The organism is Nocardia sp. FBN12 (assembly GCF_054031145.1).
Genome location: NZ_CM132926.1, coordinates 3,892,899 through 3,916,010 on the forward strand (window position 1 = coordinate 3,892,899; position 23,112 = coordinate 3,916,010).

1 protein-coding gene is annotated in these 23,112 nt (G+C 70.2%); it reads right to left on the minus strand.

All coding sequences use genetic code 11. The annotated features are described in order from the left end of the window. Positions 1-53: 53 nt before the first annotated feature. Positions 54-23,063, minus strand: coding sequence for a non-ribosomal peptide synthase/polyketide synthase (locus tag ACWZHB_RS18740; RefSeq protein WP_427903159.1), 23,010 nt, complete (start codon positions 23,061-23,063; stop codon positions 54-56). Between the last annotated feature and the right edge of the window lie 49 nt (positions 23,064-23,112).

The window sequence follows — 23,112 nt, forward strand, 5'->3', positions numbered from 1 at the left end:
GCGCGTCATGCCTCGTTGTGCCGGCAGCGGGCACGACGGCCAGCTCCGCGATTCTATGCTCCCACCGCCCCCGCCCGCGCATCGGCCCTCGTCGTCGGGCCCTCGCTCGCCAACCCGGGTGCGTCGGATTCGGTCCCGTCGAGGACGTCCGCGATCCGGGCCAGCGCCGCCTCGCCCGCCATCGCCCAGTGCGTGGCGTCGATGCCGTGCCGGTGCACGGTGCCGCCGATCGCGCCTGCCCAGCTCGCCGCTCCGCGCGATCCCGTCGGGTCGTCGACGGTGGCCGCGAAGTAGACGAGGTCGCCGTCGAAGGTGCGCGGCCGGTAGTCGTCGACCATCCGCATCGAGGCCGTGGCGGCTTCGATGATGCGGGCGATGCGGGCACGGTCGAGTGCGGCCAGTGGTCCGCCGATGCCCGCGGCCGCGGCGGCGAGACCGTCGGCGTCGAACGCGAGATCGTCACCGGCGAGGCCGCCGAGCAGGTCGCCGACGGTGGGCATCGGGGTGTGTCCGGGTCCGTCGCCGAGCCAGCTGTCCATCATGGCCAGCCGCGCGACCTGCGCGCCGTCGGCCTGCAGGGCGGTGGCGACGGCGTGGGCCAGCAGCCCACCCAGCGACCAGCCGAGCAGGTGATACGGCCCTTCCGGTTGTACTTCGCGGATGGCCGCGAGGTAGCGCCGTGCCCAGGCGTCGATGGTGGCGGGCAGCGGTTCATGGGCGGTGAGGGCCGGCGACTGCAACCCGTAGATCGGGCGCTGCGGGTCGAGGTGGCGGGTCAGCCCGGCGAACGACCAGGACACCCCGCCCACCGGGTGGATGCAGAACAGCGGTGCGCCGGTGCCGCTCGCGCGCAGCGGTAGCAGGACCGCGAACGCGTCGTCAGCCGTGTTGTCCTCGGCCCGAATGCGTTCCACGACGACAGCCGGCGTGGGGTCGGTGAAGAACCACGCCACCGGCACCGTGCCGCCCAGCGCCTCGCTCAGTCGCGAGGACAGCTGGACCGCGGTGAGCGAGTTCCCGCCGAGGTCGAAGAAGTTGTCGTCCATGCCGATTCGCTCGAGGCCGAGCACCCGAGCGAACGCACCCGCCACGAGCTGCTCGGTCTCGGTGATCGGCGCCCGGTAGGTAGCTTGGCGCAGTTCCGGTCTCGGGAGTGCGCCTCGGTCGAGTTTGCCGGAGGTGTTGACCGGCAACGCATCCAGCTCGAGCACCACCGCGGGCACCAGATAACCGGGCAGGTCCGCCGCCAAGGCCACCCGCAGGGCGGCGGCATCGAAGCGCGAACCACCCTGCTGCGCAGTTGCGTCAGCAACGCTGTCGGCGCCGGCCGCACCGGGATCGAACTCCTGGTCACGCGCGGCGACGACGTAGGCGACCAGCCGATCCGCGCCCACCCCGGACATCACGGCGGCCGCAGCCTGCGCGACCCCCGGCCTGCGCTGCAGCGCGGCTTCGACTTCGCCCAGTTCGATGCGCTGACCGTTGAGCTTCGCCTGCAAATCGCCACGACCGACGTATTCCAGTGCGGGAGTGCCACTTCCACGCATCCGAACGAGGTCGCCGGTGCGATACATCCGCGCACCGGACGCACCGAACGGATCCGGCACGAACCGCTGCGCGGTCAGCGCGGCCGAGCCCACGTACCCGTGTGCGAGTTGCGCACCACCGACGTACAGTTCGCCGGTCGCCCCGGGGATCACCGGCCGCAACCGGGCATCGAGCACATAGAGCCCCGTATTCGACACCGGCGCACCGATCGGCACTGTCACGACGTCGTCCGCTGTCACCACGTGCGAGCTCACCTGCACCGCGGTCTCGGTCGGCCCGTACAGGTTCACCACCTGCGCACCGGTCAGCACGCGCACCTGCTGTGCCAGCGCGGCGGGCAAGGCTTCGCCGCCCGCGAACACCCGCCGCGGCGACCCGCCCGCGACGCCGTTGCCATCAGCGGCCGACTCCCGCAGGTGCGCCACGTAGGCCGCGAGCAGCGTGGGTGCGAATTGCACTGTGTCGATGTGATGTTCGGCGATCAGCGCGGCGAGGTAGGCGGGGTCCCCGTGTCCACCGGGCCTGGCGATGACCGTGCGGGCGCCCACCCGTTGCGGCAGCAGCAATTCCCAGATCGAGGCGTCGAAGGTCGTCGGTGTCTTGTGCAGCACGGTGTCACCGGGGGCGAACTCGAAACACTGTGCCAGCCAGTCGAGTTGGTTGACGATCGCGCGATGCGCAACACCGACGCCCTTGGGTAGGCCGGTCGAACCGGACGTGAAGATCACATACGCGGTGTGCTCCGGCGACAACGGCGACACCCGCTCGGCGTCGGCGATCGGCCCGACCGGGAAGCGCTCGAGATCGACCGTGTCGAGCGTGATCACATCATGGCCGCGCAGCACGAGATCGGGGGCGTCGCGGCTGGTGGTGAGCACGCAGACCGGTTGCGCGATCCGCAGGATGCGGGTGATCCGCTCGGCCGGATGATCGGGATCGATCGGCACGTAGGTGCCACCCGCCGCCAGCACCGCGTACACGCCGACCAGCAGGTCGGCCGAGCGCCGGACTCCCACCGCCACCGCATGATCCGGCCCGACACCGTGTTCGATCAGCTGCCGGGCGAGCCGGTTCACCCGTGCCGCGAACTCGGCGTAGGTGAGGACGGTGTGACCGTCGATGAGCGCGACGGCGTCCGGTGTCGCCGCGACCTGGCGGTCGAACGCCTCGGAGATACCCGCTCCGCCGAGCGGAGAGGCAGTGTCACCCCAACTGCCGAGCAGTCGACGGTCGGCGTCGGTCAGCAGGTCGACATCGCCGACCGCGTTCGCCGGATCGGCAGTGACCGCGTCGAGCATGCGAACGTAGCCGTCGGCGATGCGGGCCGCCGTCGCGGCGTCGAACAGGTCGGTGGCGTAGGTCAGGCTCACCGCGCAACCACCGTCGGCGGTGCCGGCGAGAACCAGGTCCAAATCGAACTTGGCGACGGCCGCGTCGGCGTCGAGTCCGGTCACCGTGAGATCGGGCAGCACCACCTGGACCGGGCTCGTGGCCAGGTTCTGGAAGGCCAGCATCACCTGGAACAGCGGGCTGTGCGCGGTCGAACGGGTCGGGTCGAGCACGTCGACGAGCCGCTCGAAGGGCACCTCCGCGTTCTCGAAAGCGTCCAGGTCCACTCGCCTGGTCTCCCGCAGCAGCGCGGTGAACGAGGCGGCGGGGTCGACGCCGGTGCGCAGCACCAGCGTGTTGACGAACATGCCGACGAGATCGTCGAGGGCCCGCTCACCGCGACCGGCCACCGGGGTGCCGATCGCGATGTCGCCGGTGCCACTGAGCCGTGCGAGCAATGCCGCCAGCGCGGCGTGGGCGACCATGAACTCGCTGACGTCGGCGCGCCGTGCCAGCTGACCGGCCCGTTGCCATACCGACTGCGGCACAACCCTTTCGATACTCGCACCGCGATGCGAGGCGACGGCCGGACGTGGCCGGTCGGCGGGCAGTTCGAGCAGCCCGGGCAGCCCGGCCAGTTCGCTACGCCAGAATCGCAGTTGCCGTGCGGCGACCGCCTCGGCGTCGTCCTCGCTGCCGAGCACCGCCCGCTGCCACAGCGTGTAGTCGGCGTACTGGACTTCCAGTGGCGCCCAACCGGGTTCGCCCCCCTGGCGGCGGGCGAGATAGGCGGCGGTGGTGTCGCGCAGCAGCGGCCCGGCGGAGAACCCGTCGGCACCGATGTGATGGATCACCACCACCAACACGACTTCGTCAGCCGCACAGCGCAATACGCGTACCCGCACGGGCGGTGCGACGGTGACGTCGAATCCGCGCCCGATCTCGGCCGCGACGATCGCCGGTACCGCGATCGGATCGACAGTCTCCACCACCGGCGTAGGCACGAATTCCCACACCGCCTGGTGCCCGATCCCGTCGATCGCCGGATAGGCCGTGCGCAGCACCTCGTGCCGGTCGAGCACATCGGTGACCGCGGCGGCCAGCGCTGCCGCATCGATATCGCCGGTGAGCCGCACCGCGATCGGGATGTTGTAGGCGGCGGACGCGGGATCGAGGCGGTTGAGCAGCCACATGCGCTGCTGGGCCGCCGACAGCGGAATCCGTGCCGGTCGTTCGCCTGCTGTCAGCGCGATCCCCGCACCACTGCCCGCCCGCACCGCGAGCACGGCCGCCAGGTCGGCCACGGTGGTCGCTTCGAACAAGGTCCGTACCGGCACCCGGGTCGACAATGCCGCGCCGAGGCGGGCGGCGACCCGGGTGGCGATGAGCGAGTTGCCGCCGAGTTCGAAGAAGTCGTCGTCGAGGCCGACCCGCTCGCGCCCGAGCACGTCGCCGAACACCTCGGCCACCGCCCGCTGCGCCGCACTGATCGGCGCCCGGAACGGTCGCGCCACGAATTCCGGTGTGGGCAGGGCTTTTCGGTCGAGCTTGCCCGAGGTGTTGAGCGGGAACGCGTCGAGCACCACGATCGCCGACGGCACCATGTACGACGGCAACACCGCGCCCACAGCCGACCGCAGCGCCGCCGGATCCAGCTCGGCGCCCGGTGTGGGCACCGCGTAGCCGACGAGCCGATCGCCGGTCGCGCTCGCCGAGACGACTACCGCCGCCTGACTGACGCCATCCACCCCCTGCAACGTGGTTTCGATCTCACCGAGCTCGATGCGCTGGCCACGGAACTTCACCTGGAAGTCGATGCGCGCCAGATAGACCAGCACGCCGTCGCGAGTCCACTTCACCAGGTCCCCGGTGCGATACATGCGCCCACCCCGGCGACCGTTGTCGCCGCCGGCACCGACGGAACGCGCGCCGCCCAGGCACGAGTCCGCGCCGGCCCGTGCCAGATCGAGACCCGAGTCCGCACCGGCGAACGGATCCGCGACGAACCTGTCCGCCGTGAGGTCGGCGCGGCCGAGGTACCCGCGCGCGAGCTGTTCACCCGCCAGGTACAACTCACCGGCGACGCCCGGTGCGACCGGGCGCAGCCGCTCGTCGAGCACATACACGCGCGAATTCCACGCGGGCACACCGATCGGCACCGTCTGGCCCGTCGCACCTTCGGCGGGCCACGCCGTCACCGACACGGCGGCCTCGGTCGGCCCGTACAGGTTGTGCACCGCCGCCGACGATTTCGCACGCAGCGCGCCGACCGTCTCCGGAGTGAGCGCCTCACCGATCGCGAGGACCAGCCGCAGACTCGTCAACTGCTGAGCGTCGGCGTGCGCGGCGAAGATCGCCAGCATCGACGGCACGAAGTCGACGACGGTGATCCGGTGCGCGGCAACAAGTTCGGCGAGATACAGCGGGTCACGGTGCCCATCAGGTGTGGCGAGCACCAGTGTCGACCCCGCCGCGAGCGGAGCGAAGTACCCCCATACCGACAGGTCGAATCCGGCCCCCGACTTCTGCAGGTACACGTCGTCGCCGTCGAGTTCGTAGTGCTCGATCAGCCACGCGATCTGGTTGCGCACCGCGGCACGGCTCACCGCCACACCCTTGGGCTTGCCGGTCGAGCCGGACGTGAACAGGACGTAGGCGAGGTTCGAATCCCGCAGGGGGGTGCGGAGTTCGGTCTCCAGGACCGGATGACCCGGGTAGCGAGCGAGGTCCACGCTGTCGAGCACGATGATTCTGCTCGGCGAAGCATCCGTCGTGGCGTTGTCGGCGGCACCCGGAGCCGACGATCCCCCATTACTCCCGGTCGCGCGCAACGATGTCCCAGCGGTTGCGGCGGCAAACGACGCATCGGATTCGGCGCCGGCCGTCGATGCCGATCCGGCGAGCGAGGTGCCGGTCGGCGCCGACCCGTCGTAGCGGTCCCTTGCGGTGGTGAGGACCAGGTGCGGGCGCGCGGTGTCGAGGACCTGGGCGATGCGGTCGGCTGGGTGGTCCGGGTCGATCGGCACGTAGGCACCACCCGCGGTGAGTACGGCGTACATGGCGACGACCAAGTCGATCGAGCGCCGGATGGCCAGCGCCACCAGCACGTCGGGCCCGACGCCTTCGGCGATCAGGTGCCTGGCCAGGCGATTGACCCGGATGTCGAGTTCCGCGTAGGTCGGTGCGGCGTGCTCGAACACGACCGCTGTCGCATCGGGATTCGCCCGGACCCGCGCACGGAACGGAGTGAGCAGTGTTGTTCCGCTGCCGGTTTCGTGGGAGGTGGCATTCCACTCGGTGAGGATGCGGGTCCGCTCCGCGGGTTCGAGTACATCCACGGCGTCCAGCGGTGTGTGCGGCGACGCGGCTACCGCGGTGAGCAGCCGTTCCAGCCGTCGGGCGATCGACAGCGCGGTCTCGGTGTCGAACACGTCGTGGGCGTAGGTGAGTACGCCGGTGACGCCCGCGGCCGTACCGTCGGCGTACTCGTCGCTGACGATGAGGTGCAGATCGAACTGCGACAGCGTGTTCTCGGTGTCCAGTCCCGACACGGTGATCCCGGGCAGCGCCAGTTCGGCACGCTCGAAGTTCTGGAACGAGAAGCCGACCTGGAACAGCGGATGCCGTGCGGTGGAGCGCGTCGGATCGAGCACCTCGACGAGGCGTTCGAACGGCACCTCGGCATTGGCGTACACGGCCAGATCAGTGGTGCGCTGACGAATCAGCAACTGCTGGAACGACTCCCCCGCACGCAGGCGGGTCCGGAACACCAGCGTGTTGACGAACATGCCGATCAGGTCTTCGAGTGCGGCCTCACCGCGCCCGGCGACCGGCGTACCGACGGTGATGTCAGCACTGCCGGAGAGGCGACCGAGCAACGCCGCGAACGCGGTGTGCACGACCATGAACAGTGTGGCACCGGACTCCCTGGCCAGCGCGCTGAGTCGGGCGTGCGTGCCGGCGTCCAGGCGCACCGGCACGGTGCCACCGGCGAGGGTCCGCACCGCCGGACGCGGCCGGTCCAGCGGCAACGCGAGTTCATCGGGCAGGTCGGCGAGTTCGCCGCGCCAGAAGTCGAGCTGGCGGGCGGCCACCGAATCGGGATCGGCTTCGTCACCGAGCACCGCCCGCTGCCACAGCGCGTAGTCGGCGTACTGGATCGGCAGTGGCGCCCACGGTGGTGCGGCACCGTCGCGGCGGGCGAGGTAGGCCGTCATCAGGTCACGCACCAGTGGCGGCATCGACGACCCGTCGGCGCTGATGTGGTGTACGACCATGGCCAGCACAGCGTCGTCGGCGCTGATCCGATACAGCACCACCTGCCACGGCACACCCGCCGTGGCATCGAAGGTCGTGGCGGCCAGCGCCGTCACCACATCGACGATCTCCTCGGCGGCGATGTCCTGGATCCGCAGTGCCACACCGGCTTCGGCGACGGGCAGGATCCGCTGTACCGGACCGTCGGCGGTCTCGGGGTAGTAGGTACGCAGCACTTCGTGCCGACCGACGAGGTCGTCCACCGCGGCGGTGAGCGCGTCGAGATCGAGCACGCCGCTGAGCCGCACCGCGATCGGCACGTTGTACCCGGCCGAATCCGGATCGAACCGATTGAGGAACCACATCCGCTGCTGCGCGGGCGACAGCGGAATCGAAGCAGGCCGCTCCCCCGCCACCAGCGCCACGCGCGCCACACCACCCTCGGCATCGAGCCCGGCGGCCAACGCGGACACCACCGGTGTCTCGAAGATCCGCGCCACCGGCACCTGCCGGTTCAACGCCGCCCCGAGCCGCGCGGCGACCCTGGTCGCGATCAGCGAGTTCCCACCCAGATCGAAGAAGTCGTCATCGGCACCCACCAGTTCGGCACCGAGCACCTCGGCGACGATCCCCGCCACCAACTGCTCCGACGGCGTCGCCGGGGTACGGAATTCACGGGCGACCAGCTCCGGCGCGGGGAGTGCCCGCCGATCGAGCTTGCCGGAGGCATTGACCGGGAACTCACCGAGAACTACGAACGCGCTCGGCACCATGTAGGCCGGAAGCGCCTGCTGTAGCGCAGCTTTCACGACATCGAGGTCGAGCGCAGCGCCGACCGCGGGGACGAGGTAGGCGGCGAGATAGGCGCCGACGCCGTCGTCGCGGACGGTGACCACCGCTCGGTCGATGGTGTCGAGACCGCTGAGGACCGCTTCGATTTCGCCCAGTTCGATGCGCAGGCCGCGCAGCTTCACCTGGAAGTCGGTACGGCCCAGGTATTCCAGTTCGCCCGAGCGGGTGCGGACCACGAGGTCGCCGGTGCGGTACATGCGCTCACCCGGGGCACCGAGCGGGTTGGCGACGAAGCGGTCGGCGGACAGGTCGGGCCGGGCGAGGTAACCGCGCGCCAGTTGGACACCGGCCAGATACAGCTCACCCGGTGTGCCGACGGGAACGGGACGCAGCCGGGCGTCGAGCACGTGCAGGGCGGTGTTGGCGACCGGGGCGCCGATCGGCACCGTGACCGTGTCGGCGTCGGTGACCTCGTGGAAGCTCACGTCGACCGCGGCCTCGGTCGGCCCGTACAGGTTGTGCACGGCGACACCGGGAATGAGCGCGCGCAGGCGCTGAGCATCGGCCGCGGGCAGCGCCTCACCGGAAGCGAACACCTGCCGCAGCGAAACACAGCCGGCGGCAGCCGGTTCGGCGAGAAAGGCCGCCAGCATCGACGGCACGAAGTGCGCCACGCCGACACCCGTGCGGGTGATGACCTCGGCCAGGTAGGCCGGGTCACGGTGCCCGTCGGGGCGCGCGATCACCAGGGTCGCGCCGATCTGCAAGGGCCAGAACAGCTCCCACACCGACACGTCGAAGGTGATCGGCGTCTTCTGCAGCACGGTGTCAGCGTTACCGAGCCGGTAGGCGTCCTGCATCCAGACCAACCGGTTGACGATCGCGGTGTGGGTAACCGCGACCCCCTTGGGCTTACCGGTAGAGCCGGAGGTGAACAGCACATACGCCAAGTCCGCGCCACGCAACGGCCGGATCCGGTCGGCATCGGTCACCGGGTCAGGAGCGAACCCGGACAGGTCGAGCGTGCCGGGTTCGACAATGCGCGTGCCGGGCTCGGTATCGGGGAAGTCGGCGGCGGCCAGCACGTAGACCGGGGCCGCGGTCGCCAGGATGTCGGCGATTCGGTCCGCCGGGTGGTCGGGGTCCAGCGGTAGATAGGCGGCGCCTGCCGCCTGGACCGCGTAGACGGCAACCAGCAGCTCGATGCCGCGCCGCAGCCCGATACCGACGACGGCGCCGGGACCGACCTGCTCGGCGATCAGCCATCGCGCCAGGCGGGCGACACGAACCGCGAACTCGCCGTAAGTAACCCGCTCTCCCTCGAACTCGAGGGCACTCGCGTCGGGGGTGCGCGCGGCCTGCGCGGCGAACAGCGAGACCAGGGTCGCGTCGGTGTCGAGCGGGGCGGCGGTGTCATTCCACGCCACGAGCTGGGCGGTCTGCGCGGCATCCATGAGATCGATCTCGCCGACCGCGATGGCGTCATCGGCGACAACAGCGCTCAGCACCCGCACGAACCGCGCACCGAACGCAGCCACGGTGTCGGCGTCGAACAGATCGGTGGCGTAGCGCAGCCAGCCGCGCATCCCGGGTTCCCCTGCGGCATCGACGATCTCGTCGATCGCCAGCGACAGGTCGAATTGGGTTGTCGCCGCGGGCAGAGCGAACTCGTCGATCCGCAGCCCCGGCAGCTCGATGATGGTGTCGTCGCGATGCTCGAATGCCAGCATCACCTGCACGATCGGCGAATACGACGTGGAGCGAACCGGATTCAGCTCGTCGACGAGCCGCTCGAAGGGCAGATCCGCATGCGCGAAAGCCCGCAGATCGGCGGCCCGTACCTCGGCGAGCAGCTCACCGAATCCGGCGCCGCCGTCGACCGCGGTCCGCAACACGAGAGTGTTGACGAACATGCCGACCAGATCGTCGAGCGCCGCGTCGGCCCGCCCGGCAACCGGAGTGCCGACCAGAACATCCGCACCAGCACCGTGACGGGACAGCAACACCGCGAACGCCGCGTGCACCACCATGAAGGTGGACACCCCATGGCGACGAGCCAGCGCCTCGATCCCCGCCACCACCTCGGCGGGCACATCGAACCCGACGGCCCCACCCACACCCGTGCGCACGGCGGACCGAGGCCGGTCCGTCGCCAGGTCGAGAACCGGTGCGGCCCCGGCCAATTCGTCACGCCAGTGCGCCAGCTGCCGCGCCAGCGGCGACTCCGGATCGGCCGCATCGCCGAGCACGGCGTGCTGCCACAGGGTGAAGTCCGGATACTGCACCGGCAACGGCTCCCACACCGGAGCGAGTCCCGCCGCGCGCGCGGCGTAGGCGCCGATCAGGTCGCGCGCCAGCGGCGTGGTCGACACACCATCGGCGGCGATGTGATGCACCGCGAGCACCAGAACATGCTCGACCTCGCCCGCCATGGCACCACGCCCGGGTGCGGCGATAGCCGTAGCGATGACTTCGGCCCCACCGGTCACCCGGCTCCCCATTGCGAGCTCATCGCGCAGGTCGGACCCGGATTCCGACCGGTCCTTCGGCTCTCGACGGAGCAGCGCGGCGCGCAGCGGCGGCTGGGCCGTGAGGTCGAAACCCGCGCCGACGACGGCGCGCACGGCCTCTGCCAGATCGGTCTCGGCGACAGTAGCGACGATGGGTTCGGGCGTCATCTGGTCGGCCGGGAGCACGATCTGGGTCGGGCCGTCGGCGTCTTCCGGGAAGATGGTGCGTAGCGATTCGTGTCGGTCGAGCACATCGGCGAGCGCCGCCCACAGGGCGTCGGTGTCGAGGTCGCCGGTCAGGCGCAACGCGATCGGCAGCGTGTAGACGGCGGATTCGGGATCGATGCGATTCAGCAACCACAGCCGAGTCTGGGCCAGTGACAACGGGATTCGTTCCGGGCGCGGGCGCACGGCGGTCAGCGGCGGCAACTGTTCGCGGCCGGTGCCCGCGCGCTCGGCAAGTCCGGCGACGGTCGGGGCGTCGAACACATCGCGCACGTCCAGCGCACTGCCGAGGGCCGCGTTGACGCGGGCGACCAGACGCATCGCGAGCAGCGAATTGCCACCGACCGCGAAGAAGTCGTCGTTGGCGCCGATGCGCCCCACCCCGAGTAGCTCGCCGATCACACCGGCGAGCGCGGTCTGCGCACCCGGTCGCGGCGCCACGTACTCGGTGGTGGTGGACAGGTCGGCGGCAGGCAGCGCGGTCCGGTCGAGTTTGCCCGCCGAGTTGAGCGGCACGGTATCGAGCACGACCAGGTGCGTGGGGACCATGTACGCGGGCACCCGGCCCGCGACATGCGCACGCACAGCCACGGTGTCGACAGCGCCGGCGACGTAGCCGACCAGGCACTGACGTCCGGCGTCGTCGGTGGCAGGAAGTACGGTCGCGTGGGTGACGCCGCGTGCGTCGCCGAGCGCGGCCTCGATCTCGCCCAGCTCGATTCGCAGCCCGCGGATCTTAACCTGGAAGTCGTTGCGGCCCAGGTAGATCAGCGCTCCCGCGCGATCGCGCCGAACGAGGTCGCCGGTGCGGTACATTCGCCCGCCGTCGGCACCGTACGGATCGGCGACGAAGCGGTCGGCCGTCAGATCGGGCCTGCCGAGGTAGCCCCGGGCCAGCTGCGCACCCGCGAGGTACAGCTCTCCCGCGACGCCACTGGGCACCGGGTGCAAACGCTCGTCGAGCACATACGCGCGCACGTTCCAGGTCGGCCTGCCGATGGGCAGCTCGGTCTGCTCGACCGGTGCCGTGATCTGCTGAAAAGTACTGGTGATAGCCACTTCGGTCGGGCCGTAGGTGTTGTGCAGCTCGCCGGGAATCGCGGCGAGCACAGCGGCCGCCAGCGGGGCGGGCAGTTCCTCGCCGCCCACGTGCAGCATCCGCAGCCCGCTCAGCGCCTCGCCGAGCCCTTCGGCGAGCATCGCGGCCAGCACCGACGGCACGATCTCCATGATGGTGACGCCCTGCTCACGTACCGTTCGCGCCTGATAGGCCAGGTCGAGATGGCCGCCGGGACGCAACAGCACCAGCGGGGCACCGAGCAGCGCGGGAGCCAGGAGTTCCCAGAGCGAGACGTCGAAGGTGAGCGGCGCGCGCTGCAGAAAGCGATCCGCTGCGGTCATCGCGTATTCGCCACGCAGCCAAGCGATTTCGTTGACAACGGCGCGATGCGAGATCAGCACACCCTTCGGCGTGCCGGTGGAGCCGGAGGTGAACAGCACATAAGCCGGGTGCTCCGGGTGCAGCGGCGCGAGACGTTCGGCATCGGTGAGCGGGCCACCCGCGACGGTCTCCTGCGTCGGGTCCTCGAGCTGTGCGACGGTGAGCACCGGGAATCCGGAACGCGACGCGGCGGCGAAATGCACTGAGGCCGTAGCGGATCGGATACCGCTGTCCACATGATCGAGATCACCGGCCGACGCGACCACGACGAGGCGTGGCGTGGCAGTCGCCAGCACCTGCCCGATGCGTTCGGCCGGCTGGGCCGCGTCGATCGGCACGTACACACCACCGGCCGCGAGCACGCCGTGCAGCACCACCAGCAGTTCGATGCTGCGCGGAACCGCGACGGCCACCGGCGTTTCCGGCCCGACGCCGCAGTCGATCAATCTGCGCGCGAGCCGGTTGGCCCTGGCCGCGAGCGCACCGTAGGTGATCTCGGCACCTTCGAAGATCGCCGCCGCTGCCCGCGGATCGCGTGCGGCCGCGGCGTCGAGCAGGTGAGCGGCGAGTGGGGCGCGCACGCCCAGTTCGGCCAGTGCGCTGTCGAGTGGAACCACCGCACCGTGCGGGCCCGCCAGCAGCGTGGCCTCGTCGGCAGCGGCGAGCAACCGCAGGTCGCCGACCGCGGTCTCGGGGGCGGTGACCGCGTCCCGCAACACCCGCTCGAGCATTGCGACCATCGCCGCCACGGTGTCGGCATCGAAAAGGTCGGTGGCGTAGCGCAGTTCGAGGTCGAGACCGGCGGGCGCGCCGTCGGGCGCGAAACGGTCGACGAAGGTGAAGTCCAGATCCACTTCGATCGGCGCGTCGGGCAGGGGCAGCCCCGACAGCGTGAGGCCGGGCAGTTCGAACGCGGTCCTGCGCTGGTTCTGCAATGCCAGGGAGATCTGGTACAGCGGTGAATATCCTTGGGAGCGCGCCGGATTCAGCGCGTCGACCAGGCTCTCGAACGGCACGTCGGCATTGTCGAAGGCATCGAGATCACCCGCGCGAACCTCGTCGAGCAGATCGGCGAAGCGAACATCGGGGTGGACCCGCGCCCGCAACACGAGGGTGTTGACGAACATGCCGACGATGTCGTCGAGCTCGCGATGACCGCGCCCGGCCACAGGTGTACCGACGACGATGTCGGCACCGGCCGAGAGCCGCGCAAGCAACACCGAGAGCCCCGCGTGCAGGACCATGAACGGGGTGGCGCGGTGCGCGCGAGCCAGCTCCTCGATCCCGCGATGCAGATCGGCGCCGAGGGTGGAGGTGAAGGTGGCGCCCCGGTTGGTGGCGATCAGCGGCCTGCGCCGGTCGGCGGGCAACGTCAAGACGTCGGGCAAGCCAGCGAGTCGATCCGTCCAGTAGCCGAGCTGGCGGGCCAGTGGCGCGTCCGGGTCGTCGGCACGGCCGAGCCCCTCGGTCTGCCACAGCGCATAGTCGGCGTAATGCACGGCCAACGCGGGCAGCCGCGGCTGCGCCCCCGCCGCGCGAGCGGCATAGGCCGCCACCAGATCCCGGGTCAGCGGGCCCATCGACCAGCCGTCGGCCGCGATGTGATGCACGACGAGCACCAGCACATGTTCGGTCGCCGCGACCCGAAGCAGCGCGGCGCGCACCGGCACCTCGGTCGTGATGTCGAAACCGCCGGCCAGCACCGCGACCACCGCCGCCGCCACATCATCGACATCGGTGACGGCGAGGCCGGGCACGAACGCCGGGCCGACGAGTTGCGTTGCCTGCCCGTCGAATTCGGGATAGGTGGTGCGCAATGTCTCGTGCCGGGCGATCAGGTCACCCAGCGCACCACGCAGCGCTCGCGCGTCGAGCTCGCCGCTGAGCCGGATCGCGACCGGAATGTGGTACGCGGCGGAGTCCGGGTCGAAGCGGTGCAGGAACCACATCCGCTGCTGCGCAGGCGAGAGCGGAATCCGTCGCGGGCGTCGACCCGCCACCGGCCCGCGCCTGCTACCGGTGCCACGCAGCGCATCCAGCCGCCGCGCGAGTCCGTCGACGGTGCTCGCCTCGAACAGTTCCCGCACCGGCACCCGAGCATCGAGCGCGGCACCGAGTCGCGCCGCCACCTGGGTGGCCAGCAGGGAGTTGCCGCCGAGCGCGAAGAAGTCGTCACCCGCGCCGACCCGGTCGAGATCGAGCACCCCGGCAAAGGTCGCGGCGACGATCCGCTCGGTGACGGTGGCGGGCTCCCGGTAGTCGAGCTGCCGCGATCGCGGCGCGGGCAGTGCCCGGCGATCGAGCTTGCCGGAGGCGTTGACGGGCAACTCGTCGAGGAATACATAGGCGCCCGGGACCATGTAGGAGGGCAGCGCCGCGGCGATCGCGGCATCCAGGTCGGCGGATACAGCACTGCCCGTTCCCGCGACCGGGGACGCACCGGCAGCACGGACCACGTAGGCGACGAGCTGATCGGGTCGGCCTTCGTCCGAGCGGACCATGACGGCGACGCGACGCACACCGGGAACAGCGGCGATCGCGGCTTCGATTTCGGCCGGTTCGATGCGCAGGCCGCGCAGCTTCACCTGGAAGTCGGTGCGGCCGAGGTACTGCAGGGCGGGGCCGTCGGCGCCGGTCCGCCAGGTGACGAGGTCGCCGGTGCGGTACAGGCGTTCGCCGGTGGCGAAGGGGTTGGCGACGAAACGTTCGGCGGTGAGGTCGGCGCGGCCGTGATAGCCGTCGGCGAGCTGCGCGCCCGCCACATACAACTCACCCGGGACACCGGCCGGAACCGGGTGCAGGCGCGAATCCAGCACGTATACGCGGGAATCGGCAACGGGTACACCGATCGGCACCGATGCTCCCCGCTCGTCGCCTACCTGGTGCGTCGTGACCTGGATGGCGGTCTCGGTGGGGCCGTACAGGTTCACCACCGTCGCGCCGGTGCTCGCACGGACGCGACGTGCCAGGTCGGTCGTCAGCGCTTCACCGCCCGCGAAAACCAATCGCAGCGAATCCGCCTGCGCTGACACCGGTTCAGCGAGCACGGCGGCGAGCACCGACGGCACGTACTGGACAACGCTCACCCGATGACGCACGGTGGCCGCCGCCAGGTATGCCGGGTCACGATGCCCGTCGGCGGTGGCGAGCACCAGCCGCGCACCGACCTGCAAGGGCCACAGCAGTTCCCACACGGACGCGTCGAAGGTGAACGGCGTCTTCTGCAGCACCACGTCGTCGGCGCCGAGCCGGTATTGCCGCTGCAGCCACTGCAGCTGGTTCACCGCGGCCTTGTGCGGCACGGCCACGCCCTTGGGCCGGCCGGTCGAGCCCGAGGTGAACAGCACGTACGCGAGATGCTCGGGACGCAGCGGTGCCGTCCGCTCGTCATCGGTGATCGGGTCGCCGGACAGTTCCGACAGGTCGAGCGCATCGATCTTCAGCACCGGCTTCCCCACCGCCGCAACGCTTCCGGTGACGGTCAGTACGCAGGCCGGTGCCGTCTGCGCCAGCACGAAGGCGGTCCGCTCGGCTGGGTGATCCGGATCCACCGGCACATACGCGGCACCGGCCGCCAGCACCGCGTGGACAGCGACCAACTGCTCCACACCACGGCGCATCGCCACCGCGACCAGCGAGCCAGGACCGGTCCCGAGCCCGATCAGATGGCGGGCCAGCCGTGCGACTCGCCCACCGAACTCCTCGTACGAAAGCTCCACCGCTGCCGAGGAATCGACAGCGCCACCGCCGGGCACCTCGTGCGCCGCGGACCCGACGCGGTGCGCGGCGATCGCATCGGCTGCCGCGAGTTCGAGCCGGGAAATCGCGCTCGACGAATCCGTGTCGACGACCACCGCGATCGCCTGCGGTGCGGCGGCCACCCGGTCGGCGAAGAGGGAGGCGAGCGTCGCGGTGTGGTCGCGGTCGGCGGTGGTGTCGTTCCAGGTGGTCAGCAACTGGGTCTGCTCGGTGTGGTCGAGGATTTCGATGTCGCCCACGGGGCGGTTCGGGTCGGCCAGGACCGCGGCGAGCAGGCGCTCGAGGCGGGTGGCGAAATCGGCGACGGTGGCGGCATCGAACAGGTCGGTAGCGTAGAGGAACGCACCGGACATGCCTGTGGGAGTGCCGTTGCCGTCGTGATGTTCGGTGAGGGTCAGTTCGAGGTCGAACTTCGCGACGCCGGTGGGCAGGTCGAAGCCCGCGACCGTGAGGCCGGGGAGGACGAGGTTGCCCGGGGTGTCCTCGTTGAGGGACAGCATCACCTGGAACAGGGGGTTGCGGGCGGTGGAGCGGACCGGATCGAGGATCTCGACCAGGCGCTCGAACGGCACGTCGGCGTGCCCGAATGCCGCGAGGTCGGTGTCGCGGACCTGGGCGATCAGTGTGCTGAACGGGGTCGCGGGCCTCACCTCGGTGCGCAGGACGAGGGTGTTGACGAACATGCCGACGAGATCGTCGAGTGCGCGTTCACCACGGCCCGACACCGGTGTGCCGATCGCGATATCGGTGGTCGCCGACAGTCGTGCCAGGAGCACCGCGAACACCGCGTGCGCCGCCATGAACACCGTGATGCCGTGCGCACGAGCGAATTCCGTCAGCGCGTGGTGTGTTTGGGCATCGATCTCGATCCCGTGCGTCGCACCACGCCGCGAAGCGACCGCAGGCCGGACCCGATCGGTCGGCAGCTCCAACTGCTCGGGCACCCCGGTCAGGGCGTCGCGCCAATACGAGAGCTGCTTCGCCGCCATCGATTCCGGATCGGCCGCATCGCCGAGCACCGCGTGCTGCCAGACGGCGTAGTCGGCGTACTGCACGTCCAACGGCGCCCACTGCGGCGCCACCCCAGCGGCCCGCGACCCGTACGCGGTGAGCACGTCCCGGATCAACGGCCCGAACGAGAACCCGTCAGCCGCGATGTGATGCAACACGATGACCAGCACGTATTCCGCAGCGGACCCGGTCGGGTCCGTCGCGTCGACTTGTTCCACGGCACCGAGGGCTGTCGCCGGCCGACCGTGGCTCGCACGGTCGATGCCGGGTCCGGCCGACCCATCATGTGCCGCATCGGTATTCGCGGCAACGCGGAACAAGGCCGCACGGATCGGAACGTCGACGGTGAGATCGAAACCGGTGGCGGCGAAGGTGCGAACGGCGTCGGACAGGTCGGCCGTCTCCGTGATGCGCGGGTGCACGTCGGGAAGCAGGCCGGTCGCCGGAAGGATCTCGGCGACGGCGTTGCCGTCGAGTTCCGGGTAGCGGGTGCGCAAGACTTCGTGGCGGCCGAGTACGTCGACGATCGCCGCCTGGAGTGCGGTGATGTCGAGGTCGCCGGTGAGGTGGACGGCCATCGGGATGTTGTCGGTGGCCGAACCGGGGTCGAAACGGTTGAGGAACCACATGCGCTGCTGGGCCGGTGAGAGCGGGACCGGATCGGGCCGCGGACCGGCCACCAGCGCGGGGCCGGCGCCCGTGCCACGCAGACGGCCGGCGGCCGCCGCCAGCGTCAGCACCGTGGTGGTGTCGAAGAGTTGGCGGACGGGAATGCGGATATCGAGGTCGGTGCCGATGCGCGCCATCAACCGGGTGGCCAGCAGCGAGTTTCCGCCCAGATCGAAGAAGTCGTCGTCGCGGCCGACCCGGTCCAGGCCGAGGACCTCGACGAAGGCCGCGGCAACCACCTGCTCGGCAGCGGTTTCGGGCGCCCGGTAGGCGGCGGCTTCGAAGACGGGCACGGGCAGTGCGGTCCGGTCGAGCTTGCCGACGGGGGTCAGCGGCACGGCGTCGAGGGTGACGACCGCGGCGGGCACCATGTGCGAGGGCAGATGCGCGGCCGTGTGCGCGATGAGTGTCGCGGTGTCGATCACGGCACCCGAGACGGGCACCACATAGGAGACCAACAGGGTCGCACCGGCATCGGTGCGGTGCCCGATGGTGGCGGCAAAATCCACCGTCCGATGACGGGCGAGGACCGCGTCGATCTCGCCGAGTTCGATCCGGAACCCGCGCACCTTCACCTGGAAGTCGTTGCGGCCCAGGTACTCCAGATCGAACGAGCCGTCACGCCGGACCCAGCGCACGGTGTCGCCGGTGCGGTACATCCGTTCGCCGGGTGCGCCGTAGGGATTGGTGACGAACCGTCCCGCCGTCAGCGCGGGCCTGCGGTGGTAGCCGCGCGCCAGCTGCGCACCGGCGATGTACAGCTCGCCGACGACCCCGGCGGGCACCGGCCGCAGCCGCTCGTCGAGCACCAGTTCGGTCGTGCCCTCCACCGGTGCGCCGAGGGTGACAGCTGTTGTCGCACCGAGCGGTTCGCTGATATTGGTGACGATGGTGGTCTCCGTCGGCCCGTAACCGTTACGGAAGACCAGCCCCGGAATCGCGGCAGTCCACCGCGCCACCAGTTCCGGCGGGCACGCCTCGCCACCGACCACCACCACCCGCAACTCGTCTAGCCCCCGCGGGTTCACGGTCGCCAACGCCGACGGCGTGATGACCACATGGGTCACCCGCTCCACCCGCAGCAACTCGCCCAGCTCGGCCCCACCGAACACCCCGGCGGGCGCGACAACCATCGTCGCCCCCTCGGTCACGGTCAGCAGCAGCTCGGCCACCGAGATATCGAACGAGGGCGATGCCACATGCAGCACCCGCGCATCCGCCGACGCCAGGTACCGCCCCGCCTGCACCGGCAGATACGCCGCTACCGCACCGTGCGGAATCACCACGCCCTTGGGCAGCCCGGTGGTGCCGGAGGTGTAGATGACGTACGCGGGATCCAGCGGATCCACCGCCCGCCCACCCGCCGCGCGGCCACGTGCTGCGCCGCCCGTACGGGAATCCGCTACGTCGGCATGTGGAGGGGTGCCGGCGCTGTTGCCACCACCGGTACCGACGGCGCTGTCACCGGGACGTGCGGAGGCACCGAGGCGCGCCTGCGCCGCATCACCTACCGTGGGTGCTGTGTGGTCGAGCAGGAGCCAATTCACCGAGGTAGGCAGATCCGCCGACACAGCCTCCGTCGTAATACCCGCTGCCGCACCGGAATCGGAGAGCATGTGGGCGATACGGTCGGCGGGGTAGTTCGGGTCGACCGGGAGGAATCCCGCGCCGGACTTCACGACCGCCCAGATCGCGGTGATCGAGTCGGCCGAACGCGGAATACTCACGGCGACAAGGTCACCCGCGCCGATACCGAGATCGGCGAGCCGCGCGGCCAAGTGCGTGGACGTGGCGTCGAGCTCGCCGTAGGTCAGCGTGCGGGCGCCGTCGCGGATCGCGATCGCGGTGAGGTCGGCGGCGGCACGGGAAAGCACCTGCGGCAGGAGCGGGGCGGGGTTCGACGGGCCGCCGGTGCGGGCGGTCAGCTCGGCGAGTTCGGTGTCGATCAGCAGCGGCAGATCCGCGACCGGGGTCTGCGGAGCGGCGGCGATCGCGGCGAGCAGCCCGGTGAAACGGGCCACCATGCGCGTGACGGTCTGCTCGTCGAACAGATCTGTGGCGTAGGAGAATTCGCCGGACAAGCCCGTGGCAGCGGAATCACGCAGGGTCAGTGAGAGATCGAACTTCTCGATGTCATAGGGCAGGTCGACGGCGGCAGCGCGCAGACCGGGCAGTTCGAAGCTCGTCGGCGGCAGGTTCTGCAGTGACAGCGCCACTTGGAACAGCGGGTGGCGACCGGCCGAACGCGGCGGCGCGAGCACCTCGACGAGCCGCTCGAACGGCAGCGTGGTGTGGTCGAAGGCGGCCAGATCCGCGGTGCGGACGCGGCCGAGCAGGTCGGTGAACGGCTCGGCGCCGCGCACCTGGGTACGCAGGACCGCGGTGTTGACGAACATGCCGATGACATCGTCGAGTTCCGCGGCGCCACGGCCGGCGACCGGACTGCCGATCGCCACATCGGTATTGCCCGACAGCCGCGCGATCAGCACCGACAGCGCCGCGTGCAACACCATGAACAGCGTCGCACCCTGTTCCGCGGCAACAGTATTCAGCGCCGCGACGATATCCGGTTCGAGCTCGAACTCGACCCTGCGGCCGTGCATCGACGCGGTGGCCGGGCGCGGTCGGTCGGTCGGCAGGCTCGACTCATCCGGCAGCCCGGCCAAAGCCGCACGCCAGAACGCGATCTCACGCCCGGCCTGCGAAGTGACGTCGCCTTCCGCGCCGAGGACCGCCCGCTGCCACAGGGTGTAGTCGGCGTACTGCACCGGCAGCGGAGTCCACTGCGGCGCAACCCCTTCGGTGCGCGCGTAGTAGGCGGCCATCGTGTCGCGCACCAGCGGCCCCGCCGACCAACCGTCGGAGGCGATGTGATGCACCACCAGCACCAGCACGTGATCGCCGTCGACCTCGAACAGTCTCGCGCGCACCGGTGGAGCTGCAGTGACATCGAACCCACGCAGGATCACGGCGGCCACAGCGTCCGGAAGTTCCTGGGCACCAACGCGGATGGGTTCGAGCAGCATCGACGCCCTCGGCGGATTCGAGTCGCTCACCCCGCTGTGGCCCTGCCGACGCGCGTCAGCCGTACCGATCCCGACGCCCGCACTCCCAGCCGCGAGAGAACCATCGACGCCGACCGACCGACCGATGCCATCGGCACCACCGGCGATGGCCTCCGAGTCCGATTCGGCAACAAGCCATTCGAGTGCTTCGGCAGGCGTGAGCACCCGCTGCGTCCCCACCCCGTCGACCTCGGGGTACATCGTACGCAGCACCTCGTGCCGCGCGATGAGGTCACTGACCGCCACCCGCAACGCCGCATGATCCAGCGCGCCGGACAACCGCACCGCGATCGGAATGTTGTACGCCCCGGTCGCCGGATCGAACCGGTTCAGGAACCACATCCGCTGCTGCGCCGGCGACAACGGCACCACTGCCGGGCGCGGCCCCGCGACGAGTGCGGGCCGATCATCGACCACCCCACCCTCGACGAGCTTCGCGAGCACCGCGACAGTAGGGCTGTCGAAGAAGTCACGAACATCGACCCGCACACCGAAATTCGCCTGCAGGCGGCCGATGGCACGGGTGGCGATCAGCGAGTTGCCGCCGAGCCGGAAGAAGTCGTCGTCCAGGCCGACGGCATCCACCTCGAGCAGCTCGGCGAACAACGCGGCGACAGCACGCTCGGTCGCCGTGCGCGGCTCCCGGTACTCGACGGTGGAGACCCGGAAGTCGGGCTCCGGCAATGCTTTCCGATCCAGCTTGCCACTGGCATTGATCGGCATCGCGTCCAGCTGCGTCAGCAGCGAAGGCACCATGTACTCCGGCATCGACGCCTTGACGTGCTCGACCAACTCGGCTTCGTCGAGCACCGCACCGTCGACGCTCACCACATAACCGACCAGCGCCTCGCCGGCGGCATGCCGATGCAGCACCACCGCCGCGTTACCCACCCGAGGATGCGCGGCCAGCACGGCCTCGATCTCCCCCAGCTCGATCCGCAGCCCGCGCAGCTTCACCTGAAAGTCGGTGCGCCCCAAATATTCCAGCTCACCGCGCGATTCCCGCACCAGATCACCGGTGCGATACATGCGCTCACCGGCCACGCCGTAGGGATTGGCGACGAACCGGTCAGCGGTCAACCCTGGCCGCGCCACATAGCCGCGCGCCAACTGGACACCCGACAGGTACAGCTCGCCGACAACCCCCACGGGCACCTGATCGAGATTCTCGTCGAGCACCAACAGCCCGGTGTCGTCGGCCGGGCCACCGATCGGCACCGACACCTCGTCCGCCGCGGTCACCTCGTGCGCGGTGACATCGACAGCCGCCTCGGTGGGCCCGTACAGGTTGTGCAACGCGGTCGACGACAACGCCCGCAGCCGCGCGGCGGTGGCGCCGGGCAGCGCCTCACCCGAAGCGAACACCATCCGCAGCGACGACAGATCCACGTCGGGACCCAGTTCACCGACGAACGCGGCCAGCATCGACGGCACGAAGTGCGTCACGGTGACCCGATGCCGCGCGATCAACGCCGCCAGATACCCGGGATCACCGTGGCGTCCCGGTTCGGCCACAACGAGCCGAGCCCCGATCTGCAAGGGCCAGAACAGTTCCCACACCGACACATCGAAGGTGAAGGGCGTCTTCTGCACCACCACATCGGCATCGGTCATGCCGTACCTACGCTGCCGCCAATCCAGGTTCGCCACGATCGCCCCGTGGGTCACCGCCACACCCTTCGGCCGGCCCGTGGAACCGGAGGTGAAGATGACGTAGGCCGTATTACCCGCCCGCACCCCCGAATCCACCTCGCCGGACGCCGCCGACCAATCGAGGTCATCGGTACGCAGCACCGGCACATCGCCGAGATCGGGCTCATCACACGCACGCGTCACGACCACCACCGGCCGCGCCACCTCGAGCACATAGCGCAACCGCTCCACCGGATGATCCGGATCCAGCGGCACATACGCGCCACCCGCGCGCACGATCGCGTGCACCGCGACGATCAACTCCACACCGCGCCGCACGGCCAACCCGACCAATGCCTCGGGCCCGACGCCCAACTCGACCAACCGCGCCGCCAGCACCCGCACCCTGGCATCGAACTCCGCGTAGGTCAGCACCACGTCACCGAACTGCACCGCGACAGCATCCGGCGTCCGCGCCACCTGCGCGGCCAACCGGTCGACCAGCGTCGCTGCCGCCACCTCCTCCATCCCCAGCGCCGCCATCGCATCACCCGCGAGCGAATCCAGCAGCACCCCGAAGGTCCCCTCGGCCGCATCGACCACGCCGGGGAACAACTCGGCGAGCACCACCTGTACGAGCGAGTCCGCGTCCAGCGCCCCACCGGTGAGCTCGGCCATCAGCGTGAGCTGGGCATCGAGCTCGGCATAGGACACCGCGGCACCGTCGAACTCGACCGCGATCCGCGCCGGATCCATCGCCGCGACCGTCGCCACCAGCGCTGCCAGCTGTTCTGTTTCGGCGCGCGCCGGAGTGGGGTTGGTCATCGCACACTGCCTTCCATTACCGGCCGCGGGTAACGCCACGCGACCGCAC